Here is a 20,097-nt window from a genome sequence, read left to right as displayed (position 1 = left end):
TCTCACCCCTGCGGCATCTGTCCGTCGGCGGTGAGGCACTGCCCGCTGGGCTGGGCCGCCGCCTGCAGAGTGTCGCCGGGGTGAACGTGTGGAACACCTACGGCCCGACCGAAGCAGCCGTAGACGCCACCGGAATCAGCCTTGCCGACGTGGATCTGACCCACGTTCCCGTCGCCCCCATCGGCGGCCCGGTCGCCAACGTGCGGGCAGTCGTGCTTGACGCCTGGCTGCGACCGACCGCACCCGGCGTTGTAGGCGAGCTTTACCTGGGCGGCGTACAACTCGCCGACGGCTACGTGGGCCGCCCCGGCCTGACCGCCGAACGATTCATCGCCAGCGACTCGGGCGAACGCCTTTACCGCACCGGAGACCTCGTCGCCTGGAACGAGCGGGGACAGCTCGAATTCCTGGGCCGCGTCGATGACCAGGTCAAGATTCGCGGATTCCGTATCGAACTCGACGAGATCCGCAACGTCCTCGAAAACCACAAAGACGTCTCAGCCGCAGCCGTCGTCGCGCTCGACCACCCGGCAGGCGGCAAATTCCTCGCCGCCTACGTCATCACGTCGGCACCGGAAGAAACGCTGCGCGCCCACGCCGAAGCGCGACTCCCGGAATACATGGTCCCCACCACCTTTACCCACCTCGACGCCCTACCGGTGACGGCGAACGGAAAACTCGACCGGCGCGCCCTACCGACCCCAGACCTCGGGAACACCTCCGGCCGAGAACCACAGACCCGGACCGAACGCGTCCTCGCCGAAGTGTTCGCCGAAGTCCTCCAGATCCCCTCGGTATCCGTGGACGACGACTTCTTCCGCCTGGGCGGGCATTCGCTGCTGGCCACCCGTGCCATCACCCGCGCCAACGCGCGTCTCCACGCGTCCCTCACCCTCCGGAACCTGTTCGACCACCCGACCGTAGCCAGGCTCGCCGCGCTGCCGCAGGCGGCGCCGAGCGCTGCCGCCCCCGCACTGCGCTTCACCGAGGTCACCCGGCCCGAGACGCTCCCCGCCTCGTACGGGCAGCAGGCGCTGTGGGTCACCGAGCAGGTGTCCGGCGAGAGCGCCTACCGCGCCGGTGACGCGTTCCGCTTCCTCGGCCGGGCCGACGTCGCCGCCCTGGAGCGGGCGATCAGCCGCCTGTTCGCACGGCACGAGGTGCTGCGCACGACCTTCGCGTTCGACGGCGAAGGCGCGCTCGCCCAGGTCGTGCACCCGGTGCCGGGCTCCGGCCTGCTGGCCGTGGAGCAGGTCGCGTCGGCAGCGGTCCGGGACCGGATGGCGGCCCTGCTGGACGAGCCCGTCGACATCACGTCCGAGTTCGGCATGCGGTTCACCCTGCTGCGCACGGACGAGGCAGACGTCCTCGCGGTGCACGGCCACCACATCGTCACCGACGAGCAGTCCAGCGCGCCGCTGCTGCGCGACCTCGACGCGTTCTACACCGAGGAGGCCGACGGCGTCCGGGCCGAACTCGCCCCGCTCGCCGGGCAGTACGCGGACTTCGCGGTCTGGCAGCAGCGGGTCCTGGGCGAACGCGACGACCCGGACTCCCTGTTCGCCGCCGAACTCGCGCACTGGCGGGAGACGCTCGACGGCATCCCCGCCGAAACGCCGCTGCCCCTCGATCACCCGCGCGCGGACGTCGAGTCCAGGACGGTCCGCTCGGTGTCGGTCGGGCTCGCCGCCGGGGAGGTCGGCGACCTGCTCGACCTGCTGGCCGAGCGCGCGGCGACCCCGCTGCACGCGCTCGTCGGCGCGCTCGCGCTCGCCCTGTGGGCCGAGGGCGCGGGCACGGCCGTCCCGGTGGGCACCCCGGTGGACCTCCGCGACGATCCGGGCCTGGATGACCTGATCGGGTACTTCGTGAACACGGCGGTCGTCCGTGCCGACATCGCCACGGATCGGGGCTTTGACCAGGTTCTCCGCTCCGTCCGCGATCGTGCGATCGAAGCCGGTGAGCACAAGCTCGTCCCGTTCGAAAGCGTTGTGGAGGCCGTCAACCCGCCGCGCCTGCCGGGGGTCAGCCCGCTTTTCCAGGTGATGGCCGCCTTCTTCGACCTCGCCGACGAGTCGAACGCCGTCGCGGGCCGTCACCTCGCGCCCTACACACCCGACGAGGCCACGTACACCGAACTGGACGACGACAACGCGCCGCCCGCGCTGTTCGACCTGGTCTTCGCCCTCGCCCGCGAGACCGGGGGCGGGTACCGCCTGCACCTCGACGCCGTCCGCGAACTGATGTCCGCCGAGACCACCCGGCGCCTGCTGGCGACCGCGCGCCTCTTCCTGGTGCTCGGCGGCCGCCACCCGTCCCTCCCGGTCGTCCAGCTCGCCGAGCTGGTGCGGCTGGCCGGGGACACCACGCCCGCCGACCTCACCCCGACCTACCGACACACGATCCCCGGCTTCGACATCGCCGACGCGCCCCTCTGGCGGGCCGCCGCCGAACACCTGTCGCTCGCCTCGCCCGACACCGGACCCCTGGCCGTCAGCATCGACGACGAGGGACACGGCCGACTCACCACCGCGAGCCCGAACCCCGAGGCGCTCGACGCACTGACCCCCCTGGCCGCCCGCCTGGTCGAGGCGTACCGAACAGGCACCGTCCTCACCGTCGTGCCAGCGGAACAGCCCGCCACCCCGGACGCCGCCGCCCTACGCGAGGCGCTCGAAGACCCCTTCTGGGACGACCACGTCGACGCCCTCGCCGACGCCGACCCCTGGCAGCCGTCCCCCGACGGGACCTCGCCCACGACTAGCACCGCCACAGCTTCGGCCCCGGTGCGCCCCGGAACCCCGGCCGCCGCCCGCGCCCGCCTCACCGCCGCTTTGGTGCGCGCACTCGGCGTCACCGACGACCTGGTGATCGAGTTCGCGGAGCCGGGCCCGGCCGGTGCGGTACGCCGCTTCCCCGCCGTCGTCACGGCCGACCTCTGCGAACGCGTCACCAACGACGACGAGGTGACACCGGAGCTGGAGACGGCCCTGTCGTGGGACGCAAGGCGAGCCGACGAGTACGCGGCCCTGCTACACGACACCACCCTGAGCCGCTTCCTCGACGACGTCCCCGAGCCCAACGTCCGGATCGCCCTGTTCCGCACCAACGCCGAAAGCGCCGACCATCGGGCATTTGTCGGCGACGGCACGGGTGCGCCCCTGGTCGTCACGGTGCTCGTCGGGACGGGCGGGCGGGTGTCGGTGCGCGCGGAGGCGGCGTCCGGCGTCGGGATCGACGCGCGCCAGCTCGCCGAGGCCGTCCTCGCCGACCTCGCGACCCACGGCGTCGTCACCGACGACACCGCGCGAGACCTGCCCACGCTGCGCCGCGCCGACCGGCTGCCGCTGACGGCGGCCGAGGCCGCCCAGGTCCGCGCCCGTTACGGGGCCGACGCCGAGCTGATGCCGCTCTCCCCGTTGCAGAGCGGCCTGCTGTACCACATGGTCCGCTCCCGCGAGACCGACGACCACAACGCGTACGTCTCGCAGGTCACCCGTGACCTGTCCGGGGCCGTCGATCCGGCCCGGATGGGCGCGGCGGTGGCGGCGGTGCTGCGCCGCCACCCCAACCTCCGCGCCGGTTTTGTCGCGCTGGGCGCGGGCGAGGTCCAGGTCGTCCCGGTAGACACGCCGCTGCCCTACCGCGTCGTCACCCGCGCCGAGTGGCAGGACGATCCGGGGGCGTTCCTGGCCGCCGAGCGGGAGGCGCCGTTCGACCACGAGCGGCCGCCGCTGCTCCGGTTTGTGCTGCTGGAGCGCGCCCCGCAGGCGTGGACGCTCGCGATGACGTTCGAGCACATCCTGATGGACGGCTGGTCACTGAACCTCGTCATGGCCGAGGTCCTCGCCGCCTACCACAATCCGGACGAAGCGGGCCAAGGCGCGGCAGTGCCGTTCCGGGACTACCTGGACTGGCTCGCCGACCGCGACACCGACGCGACGCACACGGCCTGGCGTGACTACCTCGCCGATCTGGCCGGCCCGTCGATCGTCTGGCCGTCCGGCGGCGACCTCGGCGACAGCCGCGTCGAGACCGGCGACCTGCACCGCGACCTCGACCCGGCCGACGCGGCGCGCGTCTTCACCGCCGCGCGGAGTGCGGGCAGCACCGTCGGCACCCTGCTCCAGGCGGCCTGGGCGATCACGCTGGGCCGTCTCACCGGCAGCGGTGACGTGGTGTTCGGCAACACCGTCTCGGGCCGCCCGCCCGAACTGCCCGGTGCCGAGCAGATCGTCGGCCTGCTGTTCAACACGCTGCCGCTGCGGGTCAGGCTCGACCCGTTCGAGCCCGTCGGCGGCCTGCTGTCCCGGATGCGGGCCGACCAGGCGACCGTCATCGACCACGCCCACGCCTCGCTCAGCCGGATCCAGGACGACGCGGGCCTGGGCAACCTGTTCGACACCCTCTTTGTCGTCCAGAACTTCCCGTACGAGGTCGGCGGCGACGAGGACGCGGACACCAAGGTGACCGGCGGCGGCCTGAACGACGCGACCCACTACCCGCTGACGTTCGCCGTCAACCCGTGGGAGTCCGAGGGCGTCCCGGCCGTGCACGTCCGGCTGTCGTTCCGCCGCGACGCCTACGAGCAGACGGCCGCAGACGTGGTCCTGGAGCGCTACCTGAGGGTGCTGCGGTACCTCACCGAGCATCTCGCCGAGCCCGTCGGCCAGGTCCCCGCGCTGCTCCCGCACGAGCCGGACGCGCCGGGCGGCGCCGGAGTGGCGCGCCCCGTCGAGCCGGTGACGGTCGGCGACCTGCTCGCCCGGCAGGTCGCGCTGTCACCGGACGAGACGGCGCTCGTCGCCGGTGACCGCCGCTACACCTTCACCGAGTTCACCGCCGAAGTGCACCGGTACGCCCGGATGCTCCTGGACCAGGGGGTGCGGCCCGAGCACCGGGTCGCCCTGCTGCTCCCGCGCGACGAGCGCATGGTGATCGCGATGTTCGCGGTGTTCGCCGTCGGCGCGGCATATGTCCCGGTCGATGCCGAGCACCCTGACGACCGGATCGGCTACATGCTGGCCATCGCCCGCCCGACCGTCACGCTCGTCACCGACCGTGACGTGAACCGGCTAGGCGACGGCGCGGGCCGCGTCGTCAACCTGGACACCCCCGGCGTAAGGGACGGGATCGCCCGGCACGGCTCCGGCCCGATCACCGTCGCCGAACGCGGCGGCGCCGTCTCCCTCGACAACCTCGCCTACGTCCTGTTCACCTCCGGCTCCACCGGACGCCCGAAGGGTGTCGCGGTCGGCTACCGGGGCCTGACGAACATGTACGCCAACCACGTCGAGGAGATCTTCGACCGGGTCGTCGCACACCAGGGCGGCCGCCGGATGAAGATCGCGCACACCACGTCGTTCTCCTTCGACGCCTCCTGGGAGCAGCTGTTCTGGCTGCTCAACGGGCACGAGGTCCACGTCATCGACGAGGAGCTGCGCCGCGAGCCCGCCCGGCTGCTGGCCTACTACGACGAGGCCCGGATCGACGGTTTCGACGTCACCCCGTCCTACGGCCAGCTCCTCGTGGACGACGGCCTGCTCGACCGCGACAGGCCCGCCGGCCGCTCGGTCTCCGCCGACGCGCCCGGCGTGGTGTTCGTGTCACTCGGCGGCGAGGCGGTGCCGGAACGGCTGTGGCAACAGCTACGCGACGCCCCGGGCGTCGAGTCCTACAACCTGTACGGGCCCACCGAGTACACCATCAACGCCCTCGGCGCCGACCTCGCCGACAGCCCCACGTCCAGCGTAGGCAAGCCCATCTTCAACACCCGCGCCTACATCCTGGACGACAACCTGCAACCGACGCTGCCGGGCGTCGCCGGAGAGCTGTACCTCGCGGGCGACGGCATCGCCCGAGGCTACTGGGAGCAGGCCGCCCTGACGGCAGAACGCTTCACCGCCTGCCCCTGGGAGCCGGGCCAGCGGATGTACCGCACCGGCGACCTCGCCCGCTGGACCCCGGACGGCAACATCGACTTCCTCGGCCGAGCCGACGACCAGGTGAAGATCCGCGGCTACCGGATCGAACCGGGCGAGGTCGCCGACGCCCTGGCGGCCGACCCGCAGGTGGCCCGCGCCGCCGTGATCGCCCGCAAGGACCCGTCCGGCACCGTACAGCTCTACGGCTACGTGGTGCCCGCCAACGGCGACCCCGCGAGCGTCGACATCACCACCGTCCGCACCCGCGTCCGCGAACTGCTGCCCGACTACATGGTCCCGGCGGGCCTCGCCGCCGTCGCCGACATCCCCCTGACCGTCAACGGAAAGACCGACGCCCGCGCCCTCCCGCAGATCGAAACGGCAGGCGCGGAGTACGTAGCCCCGAACACCGCCACCGAGACCCTGATCGCCGAGGCCGTAGCCGAGTTGCTCGGCGTCGCCCGCGTCTCCACCACGGCGAACTTCTTCGAGATCGGCGGCAACTCCCTGCTAGCGATGCGCCTGGTGGCAAGGGTGAACACCACCGGCGAACACAACCTCCTGGTCAAGCAGGTCTTCACCCACCAAACCGTGACAGAACTGGCCCAAAGCCTGGACGCCCAGGCAACGTCCTCCGGCCCCACCCTGCACGACGCCGTGGTGCTCCCCCTCCGCGAGGGCACCGGCGACCGAACCCTCTTCTGCTTCCACGAGTACACCGGTCTAGCCACCATGTACCGGCGCCTACTCGACCTACTCCCGCCCTCCTGGGGCGTCTACGGCCTCCAGGACCCGGTACACGGCGCCCTCCAGGTGGACTTCACCGACCTCCCAGACCTCTGCCGCGCCTACACCGACGTCATCACCCAAACCCAACCCACCGGCCCCTACGACCTACTCGGCTTCTCCTGGGGCGGCCACCTGGCCTACGCCGTAGCCCACGAACTCATAGCCCGAGGCCACAAGGTCCGCGCCCTGGGCATCATCGACGCCATCCCCATCGCCGAAGGCCCCCTACACGAGGAAGTAAGCGTAGCCGGAGTAAAGATGGCCGAACTACTAGCCGACGTCACCCTCCAAGACCAAGTAGCCAACCAGCTAGAAGAAAACGAAGGCCCAGACCTAGCCGAACGCATCTTCAGCGGCCTAAGCCCCACCCAACGCCGCGCCGTAGCCATCGCCGCCGCCCGAACCGACTCCCTCCTAATGACCCCCACACACGGCACCCTCAACGTCCCCACCCTCCTGGTAGCCGCCACCAAAGACGCCGAACAAGCGGACTACCCGGAGCAACTAGCCGCCATGTGGTCCCCCTTCCTCCCAAACCTGAGGACGGTCCCCATAGCGGCCAGCCACCTGCAAGTCATAGTCGAACCCGAACACACCCGCCAGTGGGTCCCCGCCCTAGTCCACCTACTCACCAAAGAAGAAACCCCATGAAAATCACCGAAGCCCAAGCCCGAGCCGACATAGCCGACCTCCTCTACCTGAACCCCACCGACCTAGACCCCACCGACGACCTCCGAGACCAGGGCATGGACTCCGTCCGACTCATGGAACTAGTCCAAAAATGGCGAGAAGCCGGCCTCCCCCAAATCGACTACATCACCCTCGCCGAAGACCAACGCCTAACCCACTGGCTAACCGTCCTCCAAACCCTCCAGAACACCTGACCCCGACTCTCACTACGCGACCCACCCACACCACACCCGTCGCCATCGGGGACGGCGCGCGGCGCTCCCTGGCCGAAGCCGGGTACGGCCAGGGGCGCGTCGTCCTGGGCGACGGCATCAGCGCGTCCCGCAGGACACCCCCAACGACCGGATCATCGTGACCGCCGGGGCCTCCCCCGGCCCGCGCGTTAGCCGTTGCTCCGCAGCCCGCTGTGCCTGTTTGGCTTCTATCGCGAGGTGCGTACGACGATCTGGGTGTGGTCCTTGGCGACGGTGAGCAGGGCCTCGTCCAGGGACGGGGTGGGTGCTTCCGCGGGGTGGATCTCGATCGACGTGGCGGCGGGCGCCTGCTCAGCGCCCCATTCTTGGATCTGCGCGGCGACTTGGTCGGCCAGCAGGTCGCTGTGCGCTCCGTAGGCGTAGACGCCGAGTTCGCGCTTGGTGTCGCCGTCCTGGGCGGGGCCGAGGGTGAGGTAGGCGAAGGTGTCGCCGGTGGGGTGCAGGACGGCGAGGCTACCGCCTTGTCCGGTGGCGGGGGCGAGTCCGTGGCCGGGGCGGCGGTTGATGAGGCGACAGAGGCCGCCCGGGCGGGCCAGCCAGAATTCCAGGCCCGGCAGCCGCAGGTCGGCGGTCCGCACTCCGGTCCATCGCCGCGCGGGCGGGCCGCTGGTGGCGCGCACGAGCGCGGCCTGGTCGAGGGTGAGGTCGGCTTCTACGCGGAGTTCGGATTGGCCGCCGGCCACGATGGGGACGTCGCGTTCGCCGTGGTGGCCGTCTCCGCGCATCTTGATGAACCCCGAGAGGCGGGAGTGGCTGCTGGTCCACAGCGGCCCTCCGGGCTGCTGGCCTCGGTGGAGGGTGACTTCGTGGGTGAAGCCGGCGATGCGCAGCGGGATCACCATGCGGGCGTCGGGCGCGGCCTGCTGGGTCCAGGCGGGTGGGATGTCCCAGGCCCCGGCTGTGACGATGATCCGGTCGTAGGGTGCGCCCGGCAGGTGGCCGTCCGCGCCGTCGCCACAGATGACCTCCACATTGGCGTAGCCGGCGCCGACCAGATGTCGGCGTGCCCGGTCGGCGGCGTCGGGCAGGACGTCGATGGTGGTGACGTGGCCGTCCGGCCCGGCGAGGTGGGCCAGCAGGGCCGCGTTGATGCCGGTTCCGGCGCCGATCTCCAGAACACGGTGGCCGGGCCGCACGTCGAGTCGCTCCAGCATGGTCGCCACGCAACTCGGCAGGGTGGTGCAGCTCAGGACGGTGCCGTCGGTGTCGCGGTGGGTGGTGATGATGTCGTCGGCGTACGCCCGCTCCAACGGAACTCCGGGCAGAAACCGCTCACGCGGCAAAGCGCGCATAGCCCGATCGACCCGCTCCGACAGAGGCGGCCACGCCTCAACCATCGCAGCACGAAGCCGGCCAGCCTCGTCACTCACCTCCGTGGCGTTCACCATGGCCACAAAGTATCGAACGACGACACTGGCCGTGGCCTATCCCGACAACGACTGCCGACCCTCCGTGGCCGCTACTGGTCGCTGACCCGCAACAGCTAACCGTCTGGCTTCCGTAGCCCGATTAGCTTCCGTAGCCTCCGGGTATGAGCGACATCACTGACGCCAGCCCCGAAGGTGCGTTCCCGGACTTCGACCAGGCCACAGCCGATCTGTTCCGGCTCGACCTGCGTGTCGGGGAGCCCGATGAGGACCTTCCGAACACCTGCTCGGCGGACTGCACCAACGACGGCTGCACCAGCGACACGAAGTGCTGATCGGGGGTCGCCGCCCGACGGCAGCGGCCTTCGTGATCCCCAGCGCGCCCGCGGTGCTGGCGCGGCTGCCGTTGCGTCCCGCCGAACCCGGCCCTGCCGGACCGCCCGACGGGGTCCTCGCAGAGGCGATGTTCCTGGCGTCGCGGCAGGCCCCGACGGCGTCTTCGACCGGCCCGGCGGCCGCGCCCAGCCGCCGGGAGTTGACTCGCCGCGCCTACGATCTGCGGTCACGGTGGAGACCGACGCCGCATGGAGCGTTCTCCGCGGTGGCCACCGCGCGCATCGCCGGGAAAGACGAACCGGACCTGCTGCGGCTGGGCGAGGCGCATCGGGGCCGCACCAACCCAAGCGGGGCGTGGTTGGCGGCGTTCTGCGACCAGGTGATGGCCGACCCCGACGTCGGGCCCCTGCTCGTGGACCGGCTGCATCTGACGGCCAGCAATCTGATCGTGCGCCGGGGCCAGGCGCTGGAGAACGTGTGGCGGACGCGGCGCGTCACCGTCCGTGCCACGGCGGCCAGCGTGGAGATCCTGCGGCTGTGCTCTTCTGGAGCGTCCGGGTCCGGCGTGGTCGATGCGGTGATGCGGCGCTGGCCCGTGCCCGCCTCCGTCGTGCGGGCCGCTCTGCTGGAGTTGGTGCGCGGCGGGTTTCTGTTGGCCGACCTGCTGCCCGCGCGGATCACCGAGGACCCGCTGGGCCATCTGGCCGGCAAGATCGGTCCCGAGCACGCCGCGGCACCGCATCTCACGCGGCTACGGAGGCTCCTTTCGGACGCGGACCGGCATCGGGTCGGCGACCCGGCCCGGCTGCCGCTGCTGGTGCGCGCCCGCGACGTGGCGGACGGCCTGTGCCTGGTCGACCGGCCGCTGAGCGTGGATGTCGCCGCCGACGCCGACATCGCCGTTCCCGCCGCCCTGCTGGCGGAGGCCGCCCGAGCGGCGACGGCGTTGTGGCGGGCTACTGACCCGATGATCGAACTGGCCGAGTGGCACCAGCGGTTCGTCACCCGGTACCGGCCCGGCCGTCTGGTGCCGCTGCTGGAGGCGACCGACGCCGCGACGGGCCTCGGTATCGACAGCCACCGCATCGAACCCCACCGCCGACCGGACGAGCAGGCCGCCGAGAAACACGCTCTGGCAGCCGAGCGCCGCCACCATGCCCTGGCGGAGCTGGTCGCCGGCGCGTTGACGGGCGGCCGTACCGAGATCATCCTGGACGAGGCGACCTTGACCCGGCTGGATGGCGGCCGAGGTGGGCTTCCGGCGTGCCCGGCCGAGATCAGTGTGCGGGTGATCTCCTCCAGCTCCGACGCGCTGGCGGCGGGACGGTGGGAACTGGCGGTGGTCCCGCCGGGGCCGCAGCGGGCCGGCACCACGATCGGCCGGTTCGCCCGTCTGCTGCCCGACGCCTGGCCCGGCCCGTCCAACGACGGCCCCGGACCGTTGATCGCGGAAATCGTCGCCGATGCCTGCGTCCCCAACGCCGCCGCTCTCGCCCCGCCCACCGGGTTCACCCGGTACCGGATCCCGGTCGGGGTCGCCGACCGCCCCGGTGACCTTGACCCCGTTCTCGATGTCGATCTGGCTGACCTTCACCTGGTGTCGGACGGCCGTCGGCTGACGTGCTGGTCGGTCCGCCACAACCAGCAGGTCATCCCAGTGCTGTACTCGCGGCTGGCAGCCCACCTGCTGCCGCCGATCGCCCGGTTCCTGCAGCTGCTGGGACATTCGGGAACCGTTCTGCTGACTCCCTGGTGCTGGGGGCCGACCGCCGCCGGGCCGTTCCAGCCGCGCATCCGCTACGGCCGGACGATCCTCACCCCCGCCCGCTGGTTCCTGCCGCCCTCGCTCGCCGAGGCAGCCCACGGTGCCGACCTGTGGAGACAGGCGCTGCAGGCGTGGCGGACGACCACGCTGCCCGCACCGCCGGACGTGGTGGTCACCGACGACGGCGATCACCGCCTCCCGCTGGACCTGCGCCGCGCCGATGACCGGGAACTGCTGCGCCGCTACGTCCGCCGCGGTCTGCGTGCGGTCTGCGAACCTCCCGGCGGACCCGATGCCGTCCAGGCCGTCGCCACAGGGCCCGGCGGGCGGCATGTGCTCGAACTCGTGATCCCCGTCGAACCTCGTCCGCGCCCGTCACCCGGCGTCAACGGGGCACGCGCACACCCGCCGCCCCGCACCGCCGATGAGGGTCTGTTCCTGCCCGGCGGGCCATGGCTGTCGCTGCACCTGCCTGCTCCCCGCACCTGCCAGGACGAGGTCCTGGAGCAGCTCGCAGTGGTCAACCGGGAGCTGGAAGGCCATTTCGCGTCGTGCTTCTGGCTGCGCTACACCGACCCTGTGCACGGGCCGCACCTGAGGATCCGCTTCCACGGACAACCCGCGGCCCTGGGCGGCGTGGTGCTACCGGTCCTGTCCGAATGGTGCGCTGAGCTGAAGCGCCAGCACCTGGCGAGCGCCTTCACCGTCCAGTCCTACGACCAGGAGATCGAACGCTACGGCGGCACCGACGCGATCGCCGCTGCCGAGCGGGTCTTCGCCGCAGACAGCAGCCTGGTCCTGGCGCTGCTGCCCACGACCGGTGACTCTGAACAGCGGGTCGTGGCTGCGGCGTTGTCCGCCGCCGCGATCACCACCGCCATCGCCGACGGCGACCCCGCAGCCCTCGACCGCCACCACCTCGACCGGACCGCCCGCCGCCGCTTCCAGTCCCTGCGCGCAGCCGTACGAGCCGCTGGACGGCAGCACGACGGCACCATGCCGCCGGACACGGTGTGGGCCGGCTCCGCCACCGACCTGTGGACGGCCCGCCACACCGCCCTGACCGCCTACCGGGCCGCGGTGAGACCAACGCAGCGCCCCACCGGCGCGGGGGCCCTCACCCACATGCACGCCAATCGGCTGCTGGGCGACGCCGACGCCGAACGCATCGCCACCGCCCTGGCCGCCGACCTTCTCGCCCTCAACCGGTCGACAACATCACCGTGACGGCACCCGTCGATACCGATCCGGCCCGTGCTTGGTCGTGGTGCGGTGCTTATCGCCGTTGGGTGCGGCGGGCGGCGGTGAGGAAGGTCCGCCATGCGACCGGGGTGAAGACAAGGTGGGGCGCGTGGGGGTCCTTGCTGTCGCGCACTCCGATAGCGCCCCGGGAGCCTGGTGCGACTTCGACGCAGTTGGCGTCGTGGTCGCTGTAGGTCGACTTGCGCCAGGTGGGGAACTGCTCGCGGTTCATGTCGTTTCTTTCTCTGGGCTGGTCAGCAGCCGGTCTGCTGATGTGATCAAGAGCTCGATGCTGTCGTTCGGGGTGAGGCAGGCATCGCGGAGCAGGTTGTACCGGTCGACGTAGCGGCTGACCTCCTCGGGGCTGGTGGCCACGTAGTCGGCGCCGACGTTCTCCACGGCCACCACCGGCGGGTCTTCGGGGTAGTCGTACATCGAGAACGTGACGGTTGGAACGACGAAGGTCGGGATGACGGCGTCCAAGGGCAGGATCAGCAGGCTGATCCTCTGCTCGGCGGCCTTCTCCGCCAGCAGTTGGAACTGGCGAGCCAGGGCTTCCGGGGGCGCGGAGGCCCTTCGGACGAAGACCTCGTCGAGGATCACCTCATACAGCGGGCCGCTGGGCCGGTTGAACATCCGCTGGCGGCCCTTCCGCCCGTCGAGGATGCCCTCGATGGTCACTCCGTCCTTGCCCTGGGTCCAGCCCGCCTTCAGCCTGGCGCCGGCGTACTCCTGGCTCTGCAGCAGGCCGGGCGCCACGGCGGGCTGGAACTCGCGGACGCGGTTCGCCCCTGCCTCCAGGTTGGCGTAGAGAGCCTGCCGCTCGCCCATGGACTTGGCCTTGAGCTCCCACCAGCCGCGTTCGGCCGCCTCACGGGCGATCCGGACGATCAGCTCCCACTCATCCCCGGTGACCTCAAGAGCCTCCAGGATCTTGAACACGTCATCAAGATTGGGAGCGATGTGGCCGTTCTCCAGCTTGCTGATCGTCGGACGATGGCCCTTGATCATCTTGGCGAGCTGGTCATGGGTGATCTTCTTCGCGGTCCGTACGCGGATGAGCTCGTCGGCAAGTCGGAGACGGCGGACGTAGGGGCTGATCATCGGCTCTCCCGTGCTCGGCGACGTCCCCGTACGGCGAACGTCGAGGGTCAGGCTATCCGTACACAGAAGCACTACGTCTAGAATTCCTCTTCATTAGTGGATAGCGCTACATCGAGAGCGTGGCACTGCCACCCGTGACGACTGGCTTCCCGACGTGGGTCGTCTAGTGCGGCGGAAGTGGGAGTAGCAGGACGAAGGCGTCGAAGTTCGGGGAGTCCGGATCTGGCTTCAGCTTGCCGACTTTCCGCCATCCCCATCGGGCGTAGGCGGACTGTGCTGAGACGTTGTCCTCTTGAGACTCTCGCGCCGTGGCGGAAGGGCCGGGCGGTCCATGAGCCGGGGAAGGTCTTCGCGAATCTGGCGGTGGCGGTCGCGTTGGGCGGCGACTGCCTGGCGGACATCGCGGTTCTGCGCGAGTGTCCGGAGGTGTTCGGGCCGGTGGCGTCGGATCCGACGGTATCTCGGCTGGTCAGCACTCTGGCCGATGGCGGGACGAAGGTGCTGGCGCGGTTGCGTGCGGCTCGGGAGCACGTGTGGCACCACCAGGGCCCGTGGAACCCCGCACACCCGGCGCGACAGCCGGGACACTACGCTGCCCCACCAGCTGAAAAGCGGCGTTGGTCGGGTCACTACGCGACCCCGACCAACATCACGAAAGATCGAGGCTAGTGTCGTTCATGCCCGGCACCTGCGAATGGGCGTCTGACGCAGTCGAGTTCCGATCAGAGATCCGGGTCTTTCAGTCGAAAACCGGCAGCCCGGTAGTGGGCGAACGGTCTAGTCTTCTGTTTAGAGAGGTGAAGGAAGCCCAGAAGGTTCTACGGAGAGCCAATCAGCACCCACTTCGGGGGCATTACAAGGGCAGCGGTACTCACAACATCACGGATGTTAGGAGGATGAGGAGAGTGCTTGCATGTTGAACCCGTGCACGCCGTATCCGGTCGTTGCCCAAAACACGAAGCCCGCTGCGTGGCTCTTTGACCGGCTTGCGCTCAGCGAGTACAACGTTGCCTCACTGGTTCCCCGCGGATACGACGCATATGCCCGTGTCCTTCACCCCGCCGAGTCTTCTGACGAGCAGCCCGTACGCTGGGATGCGATCGCGCGTTGGTCGGGGCGTGAACTGCATGCCGAGTCCTTGTTCTCCGAGATCTCCGACCGCGCGCCTGGCGGCCAGACCGGAGACTCCCCCTTCGATGAGTCGCCCCGCATCGGCCACCTTCCCGAGACCGAACTTGCGGCCCTCTGCGCACTCCTCGCCGATCACACCTCTACGCCACAGACCTGCTGGTTCTGTGTGTGGGAAGGCTGGGGATGGTTGACACCGGAGAGGGACGGCGCGGAACTACGGGCTGAGGGTCCCGGAGACGAGGCTCCTTCCTCCTCTTCGCCTCCGGCTTTCCTCACCGATGTCCTCAGCGCCCCCCGTGTGCGCATGCCCACGCGTGACTACGCGCTTATGACCGGCCCCCTCAACTCCGTGACGGTTCTGGGCAACTACCGGGATGGCCACTTCTTCCCCCAGTCTCCAAGCATCTTCTGGCCTGAAGACCACGCCTGGTGCGTCGCAACCGAGATCGATCTCGACTCCACCCACGTGGCCGGCTCGGCGGACCTCATCGCGGCCCTGCTGTCCCACGATCTCATCGAAGCCATCGCCGCGACCCCGAACGACTCGATCAGCGCGGCCTACAAGTAAACGCGTCCCACCTCCCTCACGAATTCTTCTTCTCACAGGCCGCGATATATAACGCCAACCGCTGGCCGGACGGCACGCGCGTCATCGTCCGCTAAAAACGCCCGCATCGCTACGCCAAGCTCCTACTGGTGGTACGGGTGGATGTTCGCGACCAGCTCCCGGCGCGGGTCGTCTAGTGCGGCGGAAGCGGAAGTGGCAGGACGAAGGCGTCGAAGTTCGGGGAGTCCGGATATGGCTTCAGCTTGCCGACTTTCTGCCATCCCCATCGGGCGTAGGCGGACTGTGCTGAGACGTTGTCCTCGCGCGTCAGCAACGTCGCCCGCTCCTCTGGTCGGCCGCGTAGCAGTTCGTCATGTAGGGCGTGCGCCACGCCTTGGCCGCGTGCCTCCGGGATGACCATCAGCTCGTTGAAGGCGAAGGTTCGGCCGCCGCCGCGCTCGTCGGTGAACCCCTCGGGGAGCTCGATCGACGGTTCCAGGCCCTCCCACCACCGCCCGGTGACGAGCCCGTACCCGAACGCGAGGCCCAGCGCGGTGCCATCACGGTAGGCGATGACGAACTCGAACGTCGGCGCCCCCGCGTAACCGCGAAGGCGCTCGACGAACCGATCCGTCGAGTAGAAGGGCCGGTCGATCACGTCGGCGTGGGTCGCCTCCCACAGCGGAACGATGACGTCGTCGGCGATCTGAAGTGTTTCGACGGAACCGTAGCGGCTGAAGACAAGGCCCATCAGAGGTCTCCCGGTTCGAGGGTGAGAACCTCATACGCTTCCCGGAACGCGGGTCGATGCGCAACCATCGGTTCGCCCATCGTCAGCGCCGTCAGCGCGCTGGCTCGAACCAGGCCATCGCTCCGCCGATCAGGCGGCAGCGCCCGCAACACCCGAACCGCGTGCTTCGCGCCCTCATCAACGTCGCCGGCACGGATGAGGCAACCGGCCCGGTGGAGTTCGACCTGAGTCCGCCCCAGGGAGCCCGTCACGGGGTAGAGGCGCAACGCCGCATCCTGGGCTGCGAACGCTCGCTCGATGTCCCCGGCATGCGTGTGGACGTCGCTCAGGACATGGTGCAGGCGCTGTTCTCCCCACCCCCACTGACCGGCCCGGGCCGCCTTCACCGGATCCGGCAGCCGCCCGAACAGGTCCTGCAACGCTTCCACCGTTGCGGACGCGGCATCGTGCCTGCCCAGACGTGCATACGCCTGCGCCGTGGCGGCGTACCCGCTGACGACCCCTACGCAGGGCTGGTTGTCCGCCACCGTGATGGCCTCGCCCGCGATGGCGACGACGTCGACTGGCGAGCGTCGACGGTCGTACAGGCTGAAGACGGCATGTCGGCCACGCACCAAGGAGGACGTGGTCCGATCGCCGCTCTCATCGGCTGCCCGCGCCGCAGTGCGCCACCACCGGTTCGATGCCCGATAGTCGGCGGCACTAGACAGGGCGATCGCCGTCAGCGCGGCCAGCTCAGCCGAAGCGCGCAGGAGCTGGTGCCTGACGAGGCCCTTCGCTGCGCCGAGCGCCGTGCCGAGCTCGGCGAAGTCGGTGAGGAGGTCCGGCAGCACCTGGCTCGTAGGAACCCGGCCGACTTCTAGGGCGTAATCAGCGGCGACCCGCTCCCACTCGTCGGCGTCGGCGACGGTCGGTGCTCCGGTGAGCGCCTCGTTGATCCGCACCCGCAGCGGCTCGAAGCCGCCCACGATGGGCGCGGCGGCCGCGATGCCGAGCAGGCCGAGGAGCTCGCGGCGCCTCACGTCGTCGTCCACATCTGCGGGCGTGAGGACCGGCTCGTTGTCGCCGAACAGCGCGTCCTCATCGGTCGCGAACACTCGGGCGAGCAGCATCCGGTACCGGGGGGTGGGCAGGTGCGCCCCTGTCTCCCAGGACCTGCGAATCGTGCGGGCGAGCGTGTCCACAGACGGCAGATCCGCGCGGAGCTTCTTCATCTCCGTGGCGAGATCGGTCTCGGACCACAGCCGGTCGGTCCGGTGCTTTTTCAGTCGTCGTGCCCACGCCTTCAGCGTGTCATCCCTACTCATCGCGCAAGCCCTTCGCGACGGTCCAAGTTGGGGCACGCAGGGGTAACCCGAGATGCCCCTGCGTACTCCCAGTATCCCCATGGCGACAGGGCCTGCACCGCAATTGACTGGACGCAACCAAATCGCTACCAGGAGGCGCTGACGGTGTACGCGTCCAAGGAACGGCCCCAGTCCAGAACCGATTGGCCTGGTTGGACTCTCTGGCGGTCCGACAAGGGCACGTGGATGGCCACTCGGCACGACGATCTCACGGATGAGCAGATGTACGCCGGGCTTGCCATGACGGTCTTCGGCACGACCGAGGAAGAGCTCCACGAGGCGTTGCGCGGCCAGGCGCTCATCGATGAGGCACGCGCGCACCACGTGCTCATCGAGCTCGCGTCCTATCTGATGTCCCGTCACGGCATCCAGTCCGACTGGTCTGGAGGGGGGCTCGTCGTCGGCGCCTCGATCAAGATCGTCGCGGAGGTGAGCGGCGAACACGTCGCCCTGCTCCTGGACGGCCAGCGGCTCGTCACCACGGGCGACCCCGACTGGCTGACGGACGCCACCGCCCGCGTCATCGCCCGCCGCCGCGCGCGCTCCGGCCAGACGCCCGGGACGGGGCCGTGACCCGGCCTCCGGCGACGCTCAGCGTCTCCCAGGCCGCCGGGCTCGCCGCGGCCGCGATGCGGGGCGCGCTGGAGAGCGCGGCGATGCTCACCGGCACCACTGACACGCTGGTCGGCCGGTTGGAGCTGACGCTGCGGGGCTTGGCAGGGGCGCAGGGCTGCGCCGCCTTGCGGCCTGAGGTCGCGCAACTCTTGGCGGTTACCGCGGCTGAGCGGGTTCTGCGGCAGCAGGGGATTCCGTCTGGGCTGGCGAGCATGATCGTCGGAAGCTACGAGCGTGGCCTGCGCACGCTCGCCGAGGCTGCCGTCCGGCCGCCGCGGCGTGCCCGTCGTCTGCGCATGGACGCGCGCCGTCGAGGGAGGGTGCGCGGATGCGGCTGAGCTCCTACGACGGCGTGCTGTGCGCGCGGCCCACCGTGCTGCTGCTGCACGCTGTCGAATCCACGTGTGTGTTGAGGGCTGTGGTTCGGCGGGTGGCGGAGGTCCACCGGCTTTCGGCCGGGGCGACGATGCGGCTGGTGACGGCGACGGAGGAGATCGCGGTCAACGCCGTTCGGCACGGGGTGCCGCCGGTCACCGCTACCGTCAGGGTCGAGTCGCGGGCGGTCCGGACCACGGTCCACGACCATGGGACCGAGGTGTGGGAGGAGGGCTTCGGGCTGGGAGCGGTGCGGCGGCTCGCCGACGAGGTCAGCGTCTCCCGCCGCCACGGCACCACCGTGAGCCTTGCCGTCTACCGGCACGCGCCGCCGCCCTTGGCCCACCCGGAGGGCAGAGGAAACCGACGTACGGGCACGTTTCAGGACGGGGTGGTGCTGGCGCGGCTGGAGTTGCGCTACCCGGGCTGGTGGACGGTCCGGAACGGCGAAGACGTATGGACCGCCACGCGTCGGGACCAGCCCGACAAATCCCTCGCCTTCGCCACGTGGGGAGAACTTGAGGCCGCCTTGGAGGCGGACGCCGTCTCCGCCCGGCACCGCGCCGCCCGCGCCTTCTGCACCGCGCAGTCCGCACAGTCCTATCTGGCCGGGGGCCCGCCCTGCTGCCGCGCCGCCGACTCCAGACCCACGGAGGCACGAACGCCGTGACGAACCGGCACTGGCCTGAGGCCGTCGACAGCCAAGTCGCCGAAGCTCGGCGAGCCCTCCTGATCCTTCACCACACCGCAGAGGCGGCGGGCACCGACATGGGTGAGGTGCTGGCGTTTGGCCGTGAGGGCTGGCCGCCTGGCACGGCCGACGCGTATGACGTGTTCCAGGAAGCGCGGATGCGCCTGACCGTGGCGTTGGCGCGGGCTGACGGCAAGGACTTCGATCGCCTTTCCGCGCGGGAGGCCGCGCCCTATTTGTTGACGGCGATGGCGTTGGCGCTGTAGCCGACGTGTTCGATCAGGAGGCAGCTCTTGAACTCAGTGCGTTTGCTTCAGTTGGAGATCACCGGTAGGTGTCAGCTTGCCTGCGCCCACTGTTACGCCGACTCCGGGCCTGACCGCGGGCACGGCATCATGACGACCATCGACTGGATGGGCGTCATCGACCAGGCCGCCGCGCTCGGCATTCCCGCGATCCAGTTCATCGGAGGCGAGCCCACCCTCTCGCCGTCCTTCGAAGTGCTGCTGGCCTATGCCCTGACCTGCGGCCGACAGGTGGAGGTGTACAGCAACCTCGTCCACATCCCTCGGACGACCTGGGGCTACCTCGCCCGGCCGGGTGTCTCGATCGCGACCTCCTTCTACAGCGACGACCCCGACCAGCACGCCGCGATCACCGGGCGGAGAACCCTTGGCCGAACCGTCGCGACCCTTGAGCGGGCGCTCGCCCTGAACATCCCGGTTCGGGCCGGAATCGTGCGGGTCCTGCCCGACCAGCGGGTCACCGAAGCCAAGGCCCTGCTCACCCGGCTCGGGGTCCGGGAGATCGGCGTCGATCGGATGCGGATGATCGGACGGCCGACCGGCGGCAGGCTTGGCGGCCAGATCTCCGAACTGTGCGGGAACTGCGGCCACGGCGTCGCCGGGATCCTGCCGGACGGGGCTGTCGCGGGCTGCCCGATGTCCCGCGCCCAGGCGTTCGGCGACGTGCGCGCCGAAGGGCTGGCCGGGCTGCTGGACAGGCTCGTCCCGCCACGGGAAGGTGTGCACGCCGGGCCCTGCGACCCCGTCACCTGCCTCCCCAACGGCGACGGGAACTGCGAGCCCAGCCGCACGCCCGGCTGCGACCCCGGCGGCCAGGTCTGCCAGCCCAACGACTTCCCCCCGCCCGCCCCCGGCAAGAACTAGG

15 protein-coding genes and 1 pseudogene are annotated in these 20,097 nt (G+C 70.3%); 11 read left to right on the top strand and 5 right to left on the bottom strand.

Annotated elements, in window-relative coordinates; all coding sequences use genetic code 11:
* Nucleotides 1-8 precede the first annotated feature (8 nt).
* Nucleotides 9-7,364 (top strand): non-ribosomal peptide synthetase, encoded by a 7,356-nt coding sequence (locus LO762_RS07895; protein WP_308103541.1) that lies wholly within the window; start codon nt 9-11, stop codon nt 7,362-7,364.
* A complete protein-coding gene (locus LO762_RS07890) occupies nt 7,361-7,597 on the top strand; it encodes a phosphopantetheine-binding protein (protein ID WP_230613572.1) in 237 nt (78 codons plus the stop codon). The genes LO762_RS07895 and LO762_RS07890 overlap by 4 nt, the downstream gene beginning before the upstream one ends.
* A 227-nt stretch (nt 7,598-7,824) precedes the next feature.
* Here LO762_RS07890 and fxlM read toward each other — a convergent pair whose 3' ends face one another.
* Nucleotides 7,825-9,045 carry a methyltransferase, FxLD system gene (gene fxlM / locus LO762_RS07885; protein ID WP_255685049.1) on the bottom strand — a complete coding sequence of 407 codons (1,221 nt, stop codon included), beginning with the start codon at nt 9,043-9,045 and terminating at the stop codon, nt 7,825-7,827.
* A gap of 143 nt (nt 9,046-9,188) precedes the next feature.
* Here fxlM and LO762_RS07880 point away from each other — a divergent pair, with 143 nt between their 5' ends.
* Nucleotides 9,189-9,359 carry a hypothetical protein gene (locus LO762_RS07880; RefSeq protein ID WP_230613569.1) on the top strand — a complete coding sequence of 57 codons (171 nt, stop codon included), beginning with the start codon at nt 9,189-9,191 and terminating at the stop codon, nt 9,357-9,359.
* On the top strand, nt 9,353-12,352 hold the full coding sequence (locus LO762_RS07875) for a lantibiotic dehydratase (protein ID WP_230613568.1): 3,000 nt from the start codon (nt 9,353-9,355) through the stop codon (nt 12,350-12,352). The genes LO762_RS07880 and LO762_RS07875 overlap by 7 nt, the downstream gene beginning before the upstream one ends.
* Nucleotides 12,353-12,401: 49 nt before the next feature.
* Here the strand turns inward: LO762_RS07875 and LO762_RS07870 are convergent, their stop codons facing one another.
* Nucleotides 12,402-12,599 carry a DUF397 domain-containing protein gene (locus LO762_RS07870; RefSeq protein WP_230613566.1) on the bottom strand — a complete coding sequence of 66 codons (198 nt, stop codon included), beginning with the start codon at nt 12,597-12,599 and terminating at the stop codon, nt 12,402-12,404.
* Nucleotides 12,596-13,471 (bottom strand): helix-turn-helix transcriptional regulator, encoded by an 876-nt coding sequence (locus LO762_RS07865; protein WP_230613564.1) that lies wholly within the window; start codon nt 13,469-13,471, stop codon nt 12,596-12,598. The genes LO762_RS07870 and LO762_RS07865 overlap by 4 nt, the downstream gene beginning before the upstream one ends.
* Before the next feature lie 264 nt (nt 13,472-13,735).
* On the opposite strand from LO762_RS07865, the pseudogene LO762_RS07860 reads away from it, so the two are divergent.
* A pseudogene (locus tag LO762_RS07860) lies at nt 13,736-14,005 on the top strand (IS1380 family transposase); the annotation flags it as partial.
* 379 nt (nt 14,006-14,384) lie between these two features.
* Nucleotides 14,385-15,170, top strand: a complete 786-nt coding sequence (locus LO762_RS07855) for a hypothetical protein (protein WP_230613562.1) — start codon at nt 14,385-14,387, stop codon at nt 15,168-15,170.
* Nucleotides 15,171-15,342: 172 nt separating this feature from the next.
* Here LO762_RS07855 and LO762_RS07850 read toward each other — a convergent pair whose 3' ends face one another.
* Both LO762_RS07850 and LO762_RS07845 read right to left on the bottom strand, forming a co-directional pair.
* Entirely contained in the window at nt 15,343-15,900 is a 558-nt protein-coding gene (locus LO762_RS07850; RefSeq protein ID WP_230613560.1) for a GNAT family N-acetyltransferase, read from the bottom strand.
* The gene (locus LO762_RS07845; protein WP_230613558.1) at nt 15,900-17,207 is read right to left on the bottom strand and encodes a hypothetical protein; all 1,308 of its coding nucleotides are present in this window, start codon (nt 17,205-17,207) and stop codon (nt 15,900-15,902) included. The genes LO762_RS07850 and LO762_RS07845 overlap by 1 nt, the downstream gene beginning before the upstream one ends.
* A 225-nt stretch (nt 17,208-17,432) precedes the next feature.
* Between LO762_RS07845 and LO762_RS07840 the strand changes: the two genes are divergently transcribed.
* The 5 genes from LO762_RS07840 to LO762_RS07820 are packed head-to-tail and all read left to right on the top strand — an operon-like array spanning nt 17,433 to nt 20,096.
* Nucleotides 17,433-17,819, top strand: coding sequence for a hypothetical protein (locus tag LO762_RS07840; RefSeq protein WP_230613556.1), 387 nt, complete (start codon nt 17,433-17,435; stop codon nt 17,817-17,819).
* Nucleotides 17,816-18,199, top strand: coding sequence for a hypothetical protein (locus tag LO762_RS07835; protein ID WP_230613554.1), 384 nt, complete (start codon nt 17,816-17,818; stop codon nt 18,197-18,199). Before LO762_RS07840 ends, LO762_RS07835 begins: the two co-directional genes overlap by 4 nt.
* Nucleotides 18,190-18,906, top strand: a complete 717-nt coding sequence (locus LO762_RS07830) for an ATP-binding protein (protein WP_230613552.1) — start codon at nt 18,190-18,192, stop codon at nt 18,904-18,906. Before LO762_RS07835 ends, LO762_RS07830 begins: the two co-directional genes overlap by 10 nt.
* Nucleotides 18,903-19,193 (top strand): hypothetical protein, encoded by a 291-nt coding sequence (locus tag LO762_RS07825; protein ID WP_230613550.1) that lies wholly within the window; start codon nt 18,903-18,905, stop codon nt 19,191-19,193. Before LO762_RS07830 ends, LO762_RS07825 begins: the two co-directional genes overlap by 4 nt.
* A gap of 36 nt (nt 19,194-19,229) precedes the next feature.
* Nucleotides 19,230-20,096 carry a radical SAM protein gene (locus tag LO762_RS07820; RefSeq protein WP_230613621.1) on the top strand — a complete coding sequence of 289 codons (867 nt, stop codon included), beginning with the start codon at nt 19,230-19,232 and terminating at the stop codon, nt 20,094-20,096.
* The last annotated feature ends 1 nt before the right edge of the window (nt 20,097 follow it).

This window comes from Actinocorallia sp. API 0066 (assembly GCF_020991275.1).
Lineage (GTDB): Bacteria > Actinomycetota > Actinomycetes > Streptosporangiales > Streptosporangiaceae > Actinocorallia.
The sequence above is the reverse complement of the archived record's forward strand: the minus strand, read 5'-3'. Positions and strand labels throughout refer to the sequence as shown.

Coding starts and splice junctions, on each gene's coding strand:
- LO762_RS07845 (WP_230613558.1), bottom strand. CDS start 17,207: ATGAGTAGGGATGACACGCTGAAGGCGTGGGCACGACGACTGAAAAAG.
- LO762_RS07855 (WP_230613562.1), top strand. CDS start 14,385: ATGTTGAACCCGTGCACGCCGTATCCGGTCGTTGCCCAAAACACGAAG.
- LO762_RS07865 (WP_230613564.1), bottom strand. CDS start 13,471: ATGATCAGCCCCTACGTCCGCCGTCTCCGACTTGCCGACGAGCTCATC.
- LO762_RS07880 (WP_230613569.1), top strand. CDS start 9,189: ATGAGCGACATCACTGACGCCAGCCCCGAAGGTGCGTTCCCGGACTTC.
- fxlM (WP_255685049.1), bottom strand. CDS start 9,045: ATGGTGAACGCCACGGAGGTGAGTGACGAGGCTGGCCGGCTTCGTGCT.
- LO762_RS07890 (WP_230613572.1), top strand. CDS start 7,361: ATGAAAATCACCGAAGCCCAAGCCCGAGCCGACATAGCCGACCTCCTC.
- LO762_RS07850 (WP_230613560.1), bottom strand. CDS start 15,900: ATGGGCCTTGTCTTCAGCCGCTACGGTTCCGTCGAAACACTTCAGATC.
- LO762_RS07870 (WP_230613566.1), bottom strand. CDS start 12,599: ATGAACCGCGAGCAGTTCCCCACCTGGCGCAAGTCGACCTACAGCGAC.
- LO762_RS07830 (WP_230613552.1), top strand. CDS start 18,190: ATGCGGCTGAGCTCCTACGACGGCGTGCTGTGCGCGCGGCCCACCGTG.
- LO762_RS07840 (WP_230613556.1), top strand. CDS start 17,433: ATGGCCACTCGGCACGACGATCTCACGGATGAGCAGATGTACGCCGGG.